Raw genomic sequence first — 14,803 nt, forward strand, 5'->3', positions numbered from 1 at the left:
ATTTCAAATAATTTTTAATTTATTTGCAATTAGGATTACTTTCAAAGCCATAATTATTATTTTATTTCTTTTAAAACCAATCTGGTAGACAAATTTGAAGGCTATCTTAGAAGATTAGCCACGAAGATTGTTTTTTTATTGTGTTGATTTTATTTTTGCTGCAAATTTCTCACTACTTGAGAATTTATGTGCATGATGAACAATAAATTAAAGCTAGCACTGATAGCCAAATTGCTTGATGATAAACTCTTGCGGAAATTACGAAATTTAGCTACGCTCAATAAAAAATCCTGAATACTATGGAATGTTGCGCTAAAATGCCCAAAGGTTTGGTAAGTATTTGGTAACTATCTGGTATCTGGCTGCGATAAATGATCGGCATCACGGACACTTGCTAGGATGATGTTGTATATACGTAAATTTCCAGCAGCTAAATGTAGTAAATGCTATTCATAAGTTAAAAATATCCTCCCAGGTTATGAGAAAACAAGTAGGTGAAGTATTAAAAAAATTAGTCAAAATAATTACTAAAAATTAAAATCATCTGTATAATTCAGAACTGTAGTCTCAAAGTACTAGTACACCACGGCGTAAATAGAGCAACCATTTCAAATCCATAAAAAGCCTATTCCATAATACTTTTGACTTTTGACTTTTGACTTCCGCCGTGCGGTACTAGCCCTAAGACATAGCAACAATTGCTCGTAGGCGTAGCCCGTCGTAGACATCGGAAATTTCTGTGATTGTGAACATATCTTAAGGTACGGTTCCCCAGTCGAGAAATCCCCCCTGCGATCGCTGCCTACGCAACATAAGACGCGGTAAATTGAATATGTAGCCTCTAAAAGTGAATGCTACAAACTTGCTTGCTTGTTACGGGCTGCCCTTAGCGACATACCGCAACACTCCTAAAAGCAGGGAGATAAATCATAAATAATTCCGTTTTTCAAGCGATTGTATTATGCGTAAAAAACTACAACAAACCATCAAACCTCTGTTAAAAACCTTCTTAGCCCTAAGCCTGGTGTTAGCTTTGGCTCTTAGTCACGCTGATGGAGCATTAGCAGCCCGGAGTGGCGGTCGCATCGGTGGTGGCTCCTTTAGGGTACCTTCGTCGAGCCGCACCTATGCACCTCCTAGCGGGGGCGGATACTATCCTGGTGGTTATGGTGGTGGTTATGGTGGTGGCTTTGGTGGTGGTGGTTTTGGCTTTCCCTTCCTAATTCCCTTTTGGGGTATTGGAGGAGGATTTGGTGGTATATTTAGCATCTTAATTTTCTTGGCGATCGCTAATTTCTTATTGCAAACTTTCCGCCGCGTCTCTGGCGGTGAAACACCAGAAGCAGATTACACCAGCAACTCTCCTGTTTCTGTGACTCGTTTGCAAGTAGGTTTATTAGCTCAAGCCCGTGAATTGCAAAATGAACTCAACCAGATTGCTGAAACTGCTGATACTAACACCCCAGAGGGGAGAGCAGAAGTTCTGCAAGAAGCCAGCCTAGCTTTACTCCGCCATCCCGAATACTTTGTATATGCAGGTGGTGGCACTCAACAAGCCAGTTTAAATTCAGCTGAAAGTCAGTTTAATCGGCTATCACTGGCAGAACGCAGCAAGTTTAGCGAAGAAACTCTTTCTAACGTCAACAACCAGCTAAAAGCAGCCCTTGCCAAAGATGCTTTACCCCCGGCAGGTGAACTCGACAACCCCACCCGCTTATTTACCGAAGGCCCTGGTGAATACATTATTGTCACCTTGCTGGCGGCAACATTAGGTAAGTTTCAAATCCCCACAGCGATTAACAGTGGTGATGATTTGCGTCAAGCCTTGCGCCAAATTGGTAGTATCCCTAGCGAAAAACTTTTGGCAATTGAAGTTCTTTGGACTCCGCAAGCTGAAAATGATACCCTGACATCTGATGATGTGTTGGCAAATTATCCTGATTTGAGACTTGTTTAATCTCTAAAAAATTTCTCGCTTTAGCGCTAAGACAAAACTTGGCATCTTGGCGCAACAAATAAGTTCCCCCTTGAGGGCAATAACTAAAAAACCGTTTGTCAATGACAAGCGGTTTTTTGTATAACTTAGATATCGCATAACTTACGCACTGAAAACTGAAACCTAGATCCCCCCTAATCCCCGATAAAAAAGGGTAACCCTAAAAGCCACCTTGTTAAAGGGTTTGGAGTATCTCTTATGCGTAAGTCTTATATACTTAACTATATTTTAGAAAAATTATTCCTAGTCAAGACTTTGGTAGTATTATCAAAGTGCATTATACGTAAAGCGTTATCTTATGCCTAGTGTTGAAGCCGACAAAAACCGAGAGCATCGCATTAAAACAGAGATCATTGTAGATGCTGAAGATAAAGAAGACCGGGCTATGGGTTGGTACTATTACCTCGAAGAGGCTCTGAATTTTCCTTTTATGGCTAAATGGACTAAGAAGGGACGCAAATCAGGTTTTAGCCAGGAGAAACAAGTGGAAGTGCTGGGAATGGCCCCAGATGATGAGTGCTTGAAAGATATGCTTGTAGAAGTCGCTTACATTAATGGTAAGGATGAAGATGTATATTCTGCAAAATTATCTGAAATAGCACCCATTGATGCTGACAGTGAAACTCAAGAAGCGATCGCAGACTGGCTCTATTGGATTGCTAGAGAATATAAGTTTTAAATTCTAGGACAAATACCGAATGACGCGGCAGGGATTGCCAGCAGCGACAACATTCTCAGGTATATCTTTGACAACTACACTGCCAGCACCAATGGTTGTGTTATCACCAATAGCTACACCTGGACAAATAATTGCACTGCCACCAATCCAGACATTATTGCCAATGTTAATTGGGGCAGCTAATTCTCTACCAGAAAGACGAATTTCCGGCTCTATCGGGTGATAAGCAGTATAAATTTGTACATAAGGAGCGCATAAGACATTTTCACCAATGTGAACTGTATTACAGTCTAAAATTACACAGCCATAGTTCATATATAATCTGTCGCCAGCAAAAATATTACTGCCATAGTCACAGTGGAAGGGTGGCACAATTAATGCTTTTTGACCTACTTTCCCAAATAATTCTTGTAAAATTTGTTGCCGTTGCTCTTGCTGTTCTTCAGTTGTGGAGTTGTAGCTTCGCAAGAGACGACTAGCTCGCTTACTTTCGCCAGCCAATTCTGGATCTTCTGACAAATATAATTCCCCGGCGAGCATTTTCTGTTTTTCGGTTTTTTCCATGACAGACTTATGGGGCTTCTCGGTTGTGTGTGATACACCTTATACCGTTTCTTTGTGAAGCTGCATATATTTACCCCCCGGCTACGCCGTCCCCCCTTGTGAAGGGGGGACTGATTATGTGCATCTTCATACAGAATTGGTATTAGTAGCGGCTAGATTAGCATACATATTCCATACATTAATTAAATATGGCATAAGTACCTTTTCCCTGCCGTTTAGCTTGGTACATAGCAATATCAGCATCTCGCAGCAGAGTTGCAGGCTCGTCATAATTTTTAAAATTCCAAGTAATACCAATGCTGGCTGTAGCAGATAATTGATGTCCATTCAGGTTAACCGGCAATCGTAAGGAGTCTTGAATACGTTGGGCAAAATTGCTGGCGTCGGTAATGTCTTTAATATCCTCCAAAAGAATAGTAAACTCATCACCACCAAATCGTGCTACAGTATCGTCACTACGTAAGCACGACTCTAAACGTCTAGCGATCGCTACTAAAAAAGCATCCCCTATTTCATGCCCAAAGCGATCGTTAATCTCCTTGAACCCATCTAAATCCAAAAATAAAACTGCAAAATAATAATCGCTTCTACGTCTGCTACGTTCAATTGCTCGTGTGAGCCGATCTAAAAATAAAACACGATTCGGTAATCCTGTCAGCCCATCATAAACCGCATTGCGGATTAGTTCCGCTTCTGTCTGCTTACGTTTGGTGATGTCTTGAAAAACTAAAACCGAGCCACTAATATTGCCATTTTGATCACGGATGGGTGCAACATTATCCTCAATCGCTATTTCATTCCCATCTTTGGTAATCAGTGTAGAGCTTTCTGGTAAACTTAAAATCTCACCTGTTTCTATTACATGTATGGCTAAATTTTTAATTGTTTCTTCTCCATCTTTGTCAACTAAGTTAACAACTTCTACTAAATCTTTACCGAAGGCTTCACTTTGCTTCCAACCAGTGATTAGTTCTGCTATGGGATTCATGATTTGAATAGAACCATTTGGATATGTCACAATCACTGCACACCCCATACTGTTAATAATTGCCCCCAGCCTGTGTTTTTCTTCGTGTAATATCTTTTTGATCTGATGGTTGTGCAGAGCCATTTCAATCGCAAAATATAAATCACTTTCAATAAATGGTTTGACTAGGTAACTAAAAGGCTCACTTAGATGATTTTTATGTAATCTTTTATATTGCAAACTCTCTGTTAGATATATTACAGGCACATGGAATTGATTCTGGATAATTTCCCCTACGTGTATACCGTCAATTTCACCAGCTAGGCAGATATCAATTAATACTAAATGTGGATGAATTTCTGCTACTTTTTTGATTGTCTCTTCACCATACTTAGTTATTTGTGCGTTAGTTATTTCTGAAACAGAATAGCCTAGTTTTTGTAAACTTTTTCTAATATTTGAGGCTAAGATTTTTTCATCCTCAACAACTAGGATTTTGCGGCTGAACATGTTAAAGTAACCTATTTGCTAAGATTCAGATTTTTCTTGTAAGTGTTAACTCGATAGAAAAGTTATCATCTCAATCATAAACAATCTCTAACTACCTGTGTTGTTCCTTGAGATAAATACTGACTATTGAGCAAATAGCATCATATTATTAACCTCCGATAAGTTCAGTACTTGGCAAAGCTAATTATAGTTGCTATATGTAGCTAGTATCATGTTATTAACATCATATATAAATTATCATGTAATTAGTAGTAATTACATGATAATTTTAAAAATATGGAATATTTTTTCTGAAAAAAGTATAAAAAATATTATATATAGTATTTATATAAAAATTAATCAAGAATCCAATTTTGTAAAACTACAGTATATTATTTGCATTTAAGTTGAAAAAATCAATAGAGTATGTTGTATGTAATATAATGATATTTATTCACTAAATCCTTACTAAAAATCAATCATTATCTAGATTTAAAAGTAGTTTGCTGTAATTTTAGGCACTTGTCGATCCCCCCTAACCCACGCCAGTAGCTCCCCATGAGCAACTAGCGTGGATTTAGAGGGATCTAAAAGTTTTGATACCCACAAGAGGACTTTTCAAACATCCTCTTAGACCTTTTGAAATAATGGAACGCAAGAATCTTCTCTTCTTAGGCTCCGCCAACAATTCCATTATCCAAAATTTAAAATCTAAAATTTGGTAAATGCCCTCTTTTTGCTAGCTTATAGATATTGAGAAAAAAACACGTTTTGTCTTTTAGAGATTGGACTTACTTTTAGTCAGTTCAATGCTAATTTTGCCACCAAAGTCTGGAATAGGTGCAGCAGGTTTGCTCAGAATGACTTGGACTTGTGTTGCACGATCGCATTCTTGGAGAATAGAATCAGCGATCGTTGTTATCAACTTCTCCACTAAAGCAAACTTAGATGTTTTCACCAGATGTTGTACCAAGCTAATGACGCTGCGATAATCTAAAGTGTCTTCGATCGCGTCAGTCTTGGCCGCTGTGGAGATATCCAACCATAACTTTACATCCACCTCAAACCATTGTCCTAGCACCTGTTCTTCTGGCAGATACCCAGTGTAGCCATAGCCGCGAATTCCCGTTAAATGAATGCAGTCCATAAAAGTTTGAGAGAAAATTGTGGATTTTGTAGAAAGTGGAGCAAGTTTGTTTGGAGATTTTCTTTCCCAGATGGATTTTACAGCTATTTTGAGGTAAATAGACTATGCGCTAGGGGGAAAGCGCATTGCTAAACCCCTATGACAGATGTAGTTCAAATAGATGAAAACTTCTGTAAATTGAATGAATTTCCCTAGATAAAGTCTAAGATTGTTTTATAGCTATGTTTGATTTAATGCCGATCGCCTTTAAAAATGTTAATCAAGTTTGGGCTTATATCTTAACAGAGACGCTAAAGCGGTTGGGATTGACTTGTGCAATCATTTGTCCTGGATCACGCTCTACACCCCTAGCGATCGCCTTTGCTGAACAAGTACCTGAGATTGAAGCGATTTCTATACTCGATGAACGTTCCGCCGCCTTTTTTGCTTTGGGACAAGCTCAAGCAACCGGACGTCCTGTGGTACTTGTTTGCACCTCTGGTACAGCAGGAGCAAACTTTTATTCAGCAGTCATTGAAGCTTCATATAGTCGCGTACCACTGTTGATATTAACCACCGATAGACCGCCAGAATTGCGAGATTGTCACTCTGGGCAAACTGTAGATCAATTGAGATTATATGGAAACTACCCAAATTGGCAAACAGAGTTAGCCTTACCTTCTGCTGATCTGGGAATGCTAGCTTACCTGCGACAAATGGTAATTCATAGCTGGGAAAGAACGCAAACTCCTACAAAGGGGCCAGTACATTTGAATATTCCCTTTCGCGATCCCTTAGCGCCTCTTCCTGATGGAACTGACTTGAGTTATTTGCAATCACAGTTTCAACCAGAAGACTTCTTCACAGAAATAACAAGTACTACCCCATTCCCCATTACCCCTTATCCCCAGAGGGGGCCCCACCTTCCCCACTCCCTACTCCCCATTCCCCAAGAATGGAAGAAATGCGATCGCGGCATAATTATTGCAGGTGTTGCCCAACCACAGCAACCACAGGAATATGCAAAAGCGATCGCGCAACTTTCCCAAACTCTCAAATGGCCTGTGCTAGCAGAGGGACTCTCCCCAGTGAGAAATTATGCTGAACTCAACCCCTATTTGATTTCTACATACGATCTGATTTTGCGAAATCAGCAACTAGCAAAGCAGTTAGCGCCCGAAATGGTGATTCAGGTAGGAGAAATGCCTACGAGTAAAGAACTGCGTAACTGGATAAATGCAACCCAACCGCGACGCTGGGTAATTGACAAGAGCGACCAAAACCTCGACCCTTTGCACGGGAGAACAACGCATTTACGGATATCTGTAGAAGATATAAAGGCAGAGGAGAGAAATTTATCTTTTTCCTCAGACTATGGAAAGAAATGGTGTGATGCGGAAGCTAAGGTTAGATTAGTTGTTGACCAGACGATGGGGAAAATAGATGAAATCATTGAGAGTAAAGCAGCTTGGTTAATTTCTCAGATTTTACCGCCAGGAACGCCTCTGTTTATTGCCAATAGTATGCCTGTGCGGGATGTGGAATATTTCTGGAAACCGAATAATTTAGGAGTGCGATCGCACTTTAACCGAGGTGCAAATGGCATAGATGGCACATTATCCACAGCTTTAGGAATTGCCCATCGCCAGCAAAGTAGTGTGATGTTAACGGGAGATTTAGCGCTGTTGCATGACACCAATGGTTTTTTAATTCGCAATAAATTTGTCGGACATCTCACGATTGTGTTAATCAATAACAATGGCGGTGGGATTTTTGAAATGTTACCGATTGCCAAGTTTAACCCACCATTTGAAGAGTTTTTTGGGACTCCCCAGGATATTGATTTTGCTCAGTTGTGCGCTACTTATAATGTGCAGCATGAATTGATTACTTCTTGGCAACAGTTGCAGCAAAGATTAAGCCCGCTACCAGCTACAGGAATTCGGGTTTTGGAGTTGCAGACAAATCGCAAAGCTGATGCCAAGTGGCGACAGGATAATTTAAGGAAGTTTGCGGCAGATGTTGTAATTTAATTATCTCATTAGGTGTTGCTGAATAGCAGTATAAAAACATAGCATTTGTGACATCAAATTTAAAAGTACTTTCCCACAAGCCTTTTAAGTAGTGACGCTGCTCACCCTTGCAAAGTATTATAATTAGTAGTACAATAACGACTCTAGCGAATTTAGCGACAGATGCGACAAGATGCAGAACATAACAATAATGAGAGTGAAGAAGATATTTCGTTTTTGACAACTATTGAAGTGGCTGAACTCCTTCGTGTTCACCAAAGAACTGTACAAAGATGGATATCATCAAATAATCTTAAAGCGACAAAAGTGGGGCCAAGAATTTGGCGTATCAGAAAAAAAGACTTAGATGAGTTCCTGCAAAGAGATAAAAGTAGAAAACAAATAGAAGATAAATATTAACTCAAATGGCAACAGGAATACCTAGTCGAAATAGTCGTAAGAGTAAAAAACAAAATGTAATTCCTTTTCGTTTGGAATATGAAGGCAAAATTCCTAGAGAAGATATATTAAGAATTCCGGTAGCCAAGTTACACCGGATGATAAGTGTAGATGAACATCCAAGAAACAGACTAATATATGGAGAAAATTTAAGAGTTCTTAGTTCATTTTTGAACGATGATACTGTCGCTGGGAAAGTTAGTTTAATTTATATTGACCCACCCTATGCGACAGGAAATAGTTTTGAATCTCGTCAAAGAGACCATGCTTACCACGACCTAATGGAAGGTGGGGAATACTTAGAGTTTTTACGTCAAAGACTGATTTTACTAAGAGAGATTTTATCTGATGAAGGTTCTATTTATATACATTTAGATGACAAGATGGCTTGTGCTGTTAAAATTATAATGGACGAAATTTTTGGTTCTAAAAACTTTCGCAATTGGATTACCAGGAAAAAATGTAACCCAAAAAACTATACGCGTAAACAGTACGGAAATACTGCTGACTATATTTTATTTTACACAAAAACAGATAATTATATATGGAATCAGCCTTTTAATCCTTGGACTGAAACTACTGCAAAGAAAGAGTATCAATATGTTGAAAAGGAGACTGGAAGAGTTTATAAGAAAGTTCCTGTTCATGCACCAGGTGTAAGAAAAGGTGCAACAGGTCAACCCTGGAGAGGAATACTACCTCCTCAAGGTAAACACTGGCAATATACTCCAGAAACTTTAGACGAAATGGATGCACGCGGAGAGATTTACTGGTCACCAACAGGGAACCCAAGAAGAAAAGTTTATTTAGACAATAGTCAGGGTATTTCAGTCCAAGATATTTGGCTTGACTTCAAGGATGCTCACAATCAAAATATTAAAATTACTGGTTATCCAACAGAAAAAAATCCAGATATGATCAAACAAATAATTCTAGCATCGTCTAATGAGGGAGATATTGTTTTAGATGCATTCGCTGGAAGTGGAACTACTGCTGCTATAGCTGAAGAGTTAGGTAGAAAATGGATAGCTATTGATAATTCACAACTTGCTATAGCTACAATAGTTCAGCGTTTAGTTAACGGAACAGAAGTAATGGGTGACTTGATTAACGGAAATAGTTCTGCTAAATATGAACAAAAATGCTTAATAGGTATAAATAGAATTTTACGAAGCGGTCTAGATTTATATATTGAAGAAACACCAGAATTGGAGTTTATCTCTGATACTGTAATAGATGATTGGGATAGCAAACTCAACTTTCAAGCCAATCTTGTGTAAATCTCTCATCAAGCATTTTCAGGGTGCATACCATTATTTTGCCAGTACCATAGCTTTCTAGACGAGCGTAATCATTCCACATAGATCCTAGTAGTAATCCTGGACCATCATTCAAATAAAATACTTTTAAAGCCACTTTATAGGTATCAGCATACTTGAGAATATCAGTTGCTTTATCTCGATTCCCACCAGTTCGATCATCTTCTTGAGAACCTCCTCTATCAGAGTCATAACGAGCAAATCCAACTACCAATGGGGTTCCATCTAATCGAGATATAAAAATATCTGCTGGAGTTTGAGCTTCCCAATTATCCAAAACCTTATCAAGCATTACATCTTTTCCAGCACGAACTGGCCCCTGAATTATATAGTTTTTACCAAATACTCTGTCAAACCATAAGAAAAATGCTTCTGTCAAGTCATAGCCTTTTTGCCCGCGTTTACTCTGTTCTAAAAGAAGAGCCATCAGAGTTTCATCGGGTACAGGACGATTTTGCAAATTTCTTCTAACCTCTTCTAAGCTACGAAATCTCTCACCAAAGTCGTTAATTATAGTGGGAATCTCACGTTTTTTCTTGGTCATTTCTACTGTCGTATCTGGTGATACATACCTCCGAAATACTCTCAGGAGTTGAATACGTAAAGGATCAGGCTCTTTTGTAATAATTTCGAGTAAATTTGCAGAGCTTGTTCCTTCGTATACCAATTCTATGAAACGCTCCAAAACTTTCTCGTAGAGCATTTTAGCTTCATCTAAAGAATCTGGGTAGAATGGTGAATCAAATATGGTAATCCACTTAGATGCTGTTACTTTGTAGCTACTGAATGAAATCAAAAGACAATCTCCATTGCCATAATCGATACAACTTTTTAAGTATAAAACACATAACTCTATAAAAAACGCCAAAGCTAAAGCTTCCAACTGTTCCAGCGATAATGCCTAAATTTTGACTAAAAGTTCCTTAGCAATTTCACCAAATAGTCGTTTTAACAGTCGGAGGACGAGCGATCGCACTTCTTCTTACACTTAAAGCCAAATGAATCACAGGTTTCAATCCCTAATAGGGATTTTGGTAAATTGCAATTCTTAGCACAAAATGCAAATCGCTGAAAACCATTCCCCATAAGGTGCGCGGATAGTTTAAAAGTAAAATTGCCCTCAAAGTCTTATATAGATGGAGATGCAACCATTTTTTGCCCCTTCTCATTTTGTACACCTACCCATCCGCGCATTTGGCAAGAAAATTAGCCTGATTGCCGATCGCTATCTCTATTAAAATAAGCGATCGCCTAATACTTGCACACCTTATACCAAATCAGGGAAAACCTCTTGCACAGCAGGATGCACTAAGCGATGATTCTGCACATTCACACCCCTAGCTAATGCTGGGTTAACTTCCAGTGCCAAAATTCCCAAATTCGCCAACTGGACAACATAAGGTAATGTACTATTATTGAGTGCCTGAGTTGCTGTCCAAGGTACTGCTCCTGGCATATTGGGAACACCATAATGCACCACACCTTCTTCAACATATACCGGATTTGTGTGGGATGTAGCGTGTAAGGTTTCTATGCAACCGCCTTGGTCAACAGCAACATCAACTATTACAGAACCAGGGCGCATTTGTTTGACCAATTCGCGCGATACTAGTATTGGTGCCCTACGTCCTAACACTAAAACTGCACCGATCAGCAAATCCGCTTCTTTGACGGCAGCTTCAATATGGGCAGAGTTGCTGTAAAGCAATTCGACTCTAGAGCCAAATAGAGTTTCTAAGTAAGATAAGCGCTCGACACTCACATCTAAAATCTGCACGATCGCACCCACGCCCACAGCAATTTTAGCTGCTTCTGTGCCAACAACGCCGCCACCTAAAATTACTACTTTGCCTGGCTTGACTCCAGGTACACCGCCCAAAAGAACACCTCTACCACCTTGCTGACGTTCTAAGAATCTCGCCCCAAATTGTACTGCTAGCCGACCGGCAATCACACTCATCGGAGTCAGCAAGGGTAGTTTGTTAGCACCAGGCTGTTCTACGGTTTCGTAGGCGATCGCACAAGTGCCACAATCAATTAAATGCTCTGTCAATTTGCGATCGGCTGCTAAATGTAAATAAGTAAATAATATCTGCCCTTTCTGCAAAAATTTATACTCAGATGTCAGAGGTTCTTTGACTTTAACAACCAATTCCCGATTCCAAGCTACTTCTGATGTCGGGACAATCTCGGCTCCAGCACTTCTGTAGTCATCATCTGAGAATCCAGCACCATTACCTGCTTGTGTCTGTACGAAGATGCTATGATTATTTTCTCGCAGCACCCGCACACTAGAAGGAGTTAACCCTACCCGAAACTCTTGATCCTTATTTTCCTTGGGAACGCCGATTTCCATATACCGCCTCTGATAATTTTTTTGTTTAACTCTAGTCTGCCAAGCTCAAGCTTGCTACTTCCAGCTTGCTACTTCCGTATTAGAGATAGCTAATCTCTGTTCTAAGTTTCTCAATTTAATCTGAGTAGCGCCAAACTCTTACGGTTGACGATTGCCCCAGTATTTATACAATATATAAAGAATAGTAACAATTTATTAAAAAAGCGATTGTATAGCTCCCTACTAGGAAGCTTTGCTGAATTTCTCAAGTCATCTTGGCATTCAAGCAGTGCAATCCGCTTTCCAAGCTACACTGACTTTTCACCTCATCTGGAAAAGCTCACGAAAAACCTAACCCCCTTCCCGATGCGGGAAAGGTGAAAATTCAAATTCTCTGACGCCACATGCTTCTCCCTCTCGTGAGACGCGCAATTTCCAAGGCGGGAAACCGCACCTGTAGCAGTGGCTCCTCCTTTTAAAAGAGAGATGAACAAGAGAGGTTTTCCAGATCCCGTAAAAAGTCAGTACTGCTTATCTCCACTTTAAGAGACTTCTGCCAGAAGTTTCAGATCAATTCGCGTTTGCCGAAAAAAGGTTTCTTAAAAATGACACAACCACAACCAACGATTACACCTAAACTAGAGGAGCCGAAGTTTGGCTTTAACGAATATGCTGAACGCTTGAATGGTCGAGCCGCAATGATTGGCTTCGCTTTGACCTTAGTGATTGAATATACAACCAATCAAGGGGTGCTATCATGGCTGGGTCTGAAGTAGTGCCACCAACAAGCAGAAGGTAGAAGTTGTAAGCTAGTAGTTAAAATTTCAACCAGCTGGAACAACCAGTTGGTTTTGACTTTAACAATTGATAGCGAAGTACTTTACCTTAGATACTTTAATTAGACTTATTTGTAAATTATTGCCCTAGAATGTAAGCAAGAGAGGAATGGAAATACCTATTAGTGATTGAAATATTATAGACTTGCAACTAGTATATGCAAGGCGATTAATGAGTACACTTCCTCCCCTACTATTAGGAAATCATAATTAGTGTCTGCCTTGAATAAGAAAGGCAAATTATGGGTGAGGTATTCTTGATAATATATACCCGAAAGCTGAACTGGAACCAACCAAGCTGTGATGAATGCTGTATTACCTCGTTTTTTGAAGTCAACTTACCGAAAAGAGCCACTAATCAGTATATTGATGACGATGGGCGTTATGGATGCCCTGATTGGCGGATTTAATGATAAGTGGTCGTTGTTCGCTTTTGGTTTGGGAACGACAGGGATAGCGCTAGCCTTTAAGTTGTGGCGTTTCCAGCAACGTCGTTCTCTACCAGAGGAACCTGTAGTGCAACATTATTTGCCCTCTCGTTCGTCTAGTGCGCCTTTACCAATGTTAAGCGTTTCTAAGAAAAAACGACCTCTTTAGGAAGCGCAGAGTTATTTAAGTAATAACTCTGCAAAACTGATTGGGGTAACCGTATCTGTAAAAGTGAGGAAAAAGAGTGAGTAGTGAGGGAAAAGGTGGGGGTAATTTTCCTCGGCCGTATATTGTCCTGGCATTTATGGCAGCTGTTGCCCTTCCAGTGACTACCTGGGAAGGGTTTTACAATCAAGCTCATGCTGCCATTGAATTAACGCCAAACTCCCAAACTACCAACAGCTTTGCTAATGCCCAACTACTTTACACACTCAAAGGACATAACGGAACCGTTAAATCCCTCGCTTTCAGTCCAGATAGCAAAATTCTTGTGAGTGGAGGTGCAGAAAACGAGGGTGTAATTCTGGTGTGGAATCCCGCAAACGGCAAAAAGTTAGGAAATATTACCAAAGCACACAAAGCAGCCGTAGAATCTTTACTGATTTCGCCAGATGGGCAAACCCTAGTTAGCTGTAGTGATGACAATACGATTAACCTCTGGAGTCTGAAAAATTTTAAATTTAGCCGCTCTTTTGTCGGACATACCAGTAACGTATTATCTTTAGCGGTGTCTCCTGATAGTAAAGTTCTAGTCAGTGGGGGTTTGGATGGGATTCGTCTGTGGGATTTGCTACAGCAACGCCCACTTGGTACTCTAGTAAGTTTTGATAATTCGATTTATACCCTAGCGATTAGTGCTGATGGACAGACCTTAGCTAGTGGTGACAATAAGGGTGTAATCAAGCTGTGGAATTTGACTACTGGTAAATTAATCAGTGAATTTGTAGCTCATTCTAATGCTGTTAGCGCTGTCATGTTTACACCAGATGGGCAAACATTAGTTACTGCTAGCCGCGATCGCACAATTAAACTGTGGAATATTAATACTGGAGAATTAGCCCGCACCCTTATAGGACATAATAACTGGGTAAATGCGATCGCGATTAACTCCGATGGACAAACCCTTGCTAGTGCAGGCAGAGACGGGATTAAGTTGTGGAATTTAACTACAGGTGAGTTAATAAATACATTGAGTGGACATACAGACTGGGTAAGCGCGATCGCTTTTAGTCCAAATGGTAAAATTCTTGCCAGTGGTGGATTTGATCAACAAATCAAGATTTGGGGGATTCCACTAAAACGTAATTAACAGCGATCGCACAAAATAATCGTGAACTAGTGAACTAGATCCCCGACAACTTTTACGAAGACGGGGATCTAAATTGTCTTAGAGAAGGGGATGGGGAATGGGGACTTCAGCATTTACCGTATTTGCTAAAATTTAGTTTTGCCTTTTTAGCGTTGTTAGAGACTGACAAATAAAAAAATACTCAACTACTTCTTGTGGGGTGGGCCGAAAAGCCCGCCCGTATATAAAGGCGGGCAAGATGCCCACCCCACAAGACTGGGACAAGATTGGGTAATTTATTTGT

The 14,803-nt window shown here is 39.9% G+C and carries 13 protein-coding genes; 8 read left to right on the forward strand and 5 right to left on the reverse strand.

Annotation, left to right across the window (positions count from 1 at the left end):
- Positions 1-961 precede the first annotated feature (961 nt).
- Together HWQ23_RS04995 and HWQ23_RS05000 are read left to right on the forward strand one after the other, a co-directional pair.
- Complete coding sequence (locus HWQ23_RS04995; RefSeq protein ID WP_292824417.1) at positions 962-1,957, forward strand: DUF1517 domain-containing protein; 996 nt, start codon at positions 962-964, stop codon at positions 1,955-1,957.
- A 337-nt stretch (positions 1,958-2,294) separates the two neighbouring features.
- On the forward strand, positions 2,295-2,675 hold the full coding sequence (locus tag HWQ23_RS05000; protein ID WP_292824420.1) for a calcium-binding protein: 381 nt from the start codon (positions 2,295-2,297) through the stop codon (positions 2,673-2,675).
- A gap of 3 nt (positions 2,676-2,678) precedes the next feature.
- On the opposite strand, the gene HWQ23_RS05005 is transcribed toward HWQ23_RS05000, so the two are convergent.
- From HWQ23_RS05005 to folB, 3 genes are all read right to left on the reverse strand, one after another.
- Entirely contained in the window at positions 2,679-3,239 is a 561-nt protein-coding gene (locus HWQ23_RS05005) for a sugar O-acetyltransferase (RefSeq protein WP_292824423.1), read from the reverse strand.
- A 178-nt stretch (positions 3,240-3,417) separates the two neighbouring features.
- Positions 3,418-4,716 (reverse strand): diguanylate cyclase domain-containing protein, encoded by a 1,299-nt coding sequence (locus HWQ23_RS05010; protein WP_292824426.1) that lies wholly within the window; start codon positions 4,714-4,716, stop codon positions 3,418-3,420.
- A 757-nt stretch (positions 4,717-5,473) separates the two neighbouring features.
- Positions 5,474-5,842, reverse strand: coding sequence for a dihydroneopterin aldolase (gene folB, locus HWQ23_RS05015; RefSeq protein ID WP_292824430.1), 369 nt, complete (start codon positions 5,840-5,842; stop codon positions 5,474-5,476).
- Between the two features lie 221 nt (positions 5,843-6,063).
- Between folB and menD the strand changes: the two genes are divergently transcribed.
- The 3 genes from menD (at position 6,064) to HWQ23_RS05030 (ending at position 9,572) form a co-directional block, all read left to right on the forward strand.
- Positions 6,064-7,854 carry a 2-succinyl-5-enolpyruvyl-6-hydroxy-3-cyclohexene-1-carboxylic-acid synthase gene (gene menD, locus HWQ23_RS05020; RefSeq protein ID WP_292824433.1) on the forward strand — a complete coding sequence of 597 codons (1,791 nt, stop codon included), beginning with the start codon at positions 6,064-6,066 and terminating at the stop codon, positions 7,852-7,854.
- Positions 7,855-8,016: 162 nt separating this feature from the next.
- Positions 8,017-8,253 (forward strand): helix-turn-helix domain-containing protein, encoded by a 237-nt coding sequence (locus HWQ23_RS05025; RefSeq protein ID WP_292824436.1) that lies wholly within the window; start codon positions 8,017-8,019, stop codon positions 8,251-8,253.
- 5 nt (positions 8,254-8,258) lie between these two features.
- On the forward strand, positions 8,259-9,572 hold the full coding sequence (locus HWQ23_RS05030) for a site-specific DNA-methyltransferase (protein WP_292824439.1): 1,314 nt from the start codon (positions 8,259-8,261) through the stop codon (positions 9,570-9,572).
- Here HWQ23_RS05030 and HWQ23_RS05035 read toward each other — a convergent pair.
- Together HWQ23_RS05035 and ald are read right to left on the reverse strand one after the other, a co-directional pair.
- A complete protein-coding gene (locus HWQ23_RS05035) occupies positions 9,547-10,494 on the reverse strand; it encodes a hypothetical protein (protein WP_292824442.1) in 948 nt (315 codons plus the stop codon). The two genes, HWQ23_RS05030 and HWQ23_RS05035, sit on opposite strands and share 26 nt — an antisense overlap.
- A 384-nt stretch (positions 10,495-10,878) precedes the next feature.
- Positions 10,879-11,967, reverse strand: a complete 1,089-nt coding sequence (ald, locus tag HWQ23_RS05040) for an alanine dehydrogenase (protein ID WP_292824445.1) — start codon at positions 11,965-11,967, stop codon at positions 10,879-10,881.
- A 584-nt stretch (positions 11,968-12,551) separates the two neighbouring features.
- Here ald and HWQ23_RS05045 point away from each other — a divergent pair.
- From HWQ23_RS05045 to HWQ23_RS05055, 3 genes are all read left to right on the forward strand, one after another.
- Positions 12,552-12,722 (forward strand): hypothetical protein, encoded by a 171-nt coding sequence (locus tag HWQ23_RS05045; protein ID WP_292824449.1) that lies wholly within the window; start codon positions 12,552-12,554, stop codon positions 12,720-12,722.
- A 363-nt stretch (positions 12,723-13,085) separates the two neighbouring features.
- Entirely contained in the window at positions 13,086-13,379 is a 294-nt protein-coding gene (locus HWQ23_RS05050; RefSeq protein ID WP_292824453.1) for a hypothetical protein, read from the forward strand.
- A 136-nt stretch (positions 13,380-13,515) separates the two neighbouring features.
- On the forward strand, positions 13,516-14,520 hold the full coding sequence (locus HWQ23_RS05055) for a WD40 repeat domain-containing protein (RefSeq protein WP_292824456.1): 1,005 nt from the start codon (positions 13,516-13,518) through the stop codon (positions 14,518-14,520).
- Positions 14,521-14,803: the final 283 nt, after the last annotated feature.

Origin of the sequence: Nostoc sp. JL33 (genome assembly GCF_017114985.1) — a bacterium.
Taxonomy (GTDB): Bacteria; Cyanobacteriota; Cyanobacteriia; order Cyanobacteriales; family Nostocaceae; genus Nostoc.

Bases quoted from the DNA above. Each gene is read 5' to 3' on its own strand.
- HWQ23_RS04995 (WP_292824417.1), top strand. From the start codon at position 962: ATGCGTAAAAAACTACAACAAACCATCAAACCTCTGTTAAAAACCTTC.
- HWQ23_RS05000 (WP_292824420.1), top strand. From the start codon at position 2,295: ATGCCTAGTGTTGAAGCCGACAAAAACCGAGAGCATCGCATTAAAACA.
- HWQ23_RS05005 (WP_292824423.1), bottom strand. From the start codon at position 3,239: ATGGAAAAAACCGAAAAACAGAAAATGCTCGCCGGGGAATTATATTTG.
- HWQ23_RS05010 (WP_292824426.1), bottom strand. From the start codon at position 4,716: ATGTTCAGCCGCAAAATCCTAGTTGTTGAGGATGAAAAAATCTTAGCC.
- folB (WP_292824430.1), bottom strand. From the start codon at position 5,842: ATGGACTGCATTCATTTAACGGGAATTCGCGGCTATGGCTACACTGGG.
- menD (WP_292824433.1), top strand. From the start codon at position 6,064: ATGTTTGATTTAATGCCGATCGCCTTTAAAAATGTTAATCAAGTTTGG.
- HWQ23_RS05025 (WP_292824436.1), top strand. From the start codon at position 8,017: ATGCGACAAGATGCAGAACATAACAATAATGAGAGTGAAGAAGATATT.
- HWQ23_RS05030 (WP_292824439.1), top strand. From the start codon at position 8,259: ATGGCAACAGGAATACCTAGTCGAAATAGTCGTAAGAGTAAAAAACAA.
- ald (WP_292824445.1), bottom strand. From the start codon at position 11,967: ATGGAAATCGGCGTTCCCAAGGAAAATAAGGATCAAGAGTTTCGGGTA.
- HWQ23_RS05045 (WP_292824449.1), top strand. From the start codon at position 12,552: ATGACACAACCACAACCAACGATTACACCTAAACTAGAGGAGCCGAAG.
- HWQ23_RS05050 (WP_292824453.1), top strand. From the start codon at position 13,086: ATGAATGCTGTATTACCTCGTTTTTTGAAGTCAACTTACCGAAAAGAG.
- HWQ23_RS05055 (WP_292824456.1), top strand. From the start codon at position 13,516: ATGGCAGCTGTTGCCCTTCCAGTGACTACCTGGGAAGGGTTTTACAAT.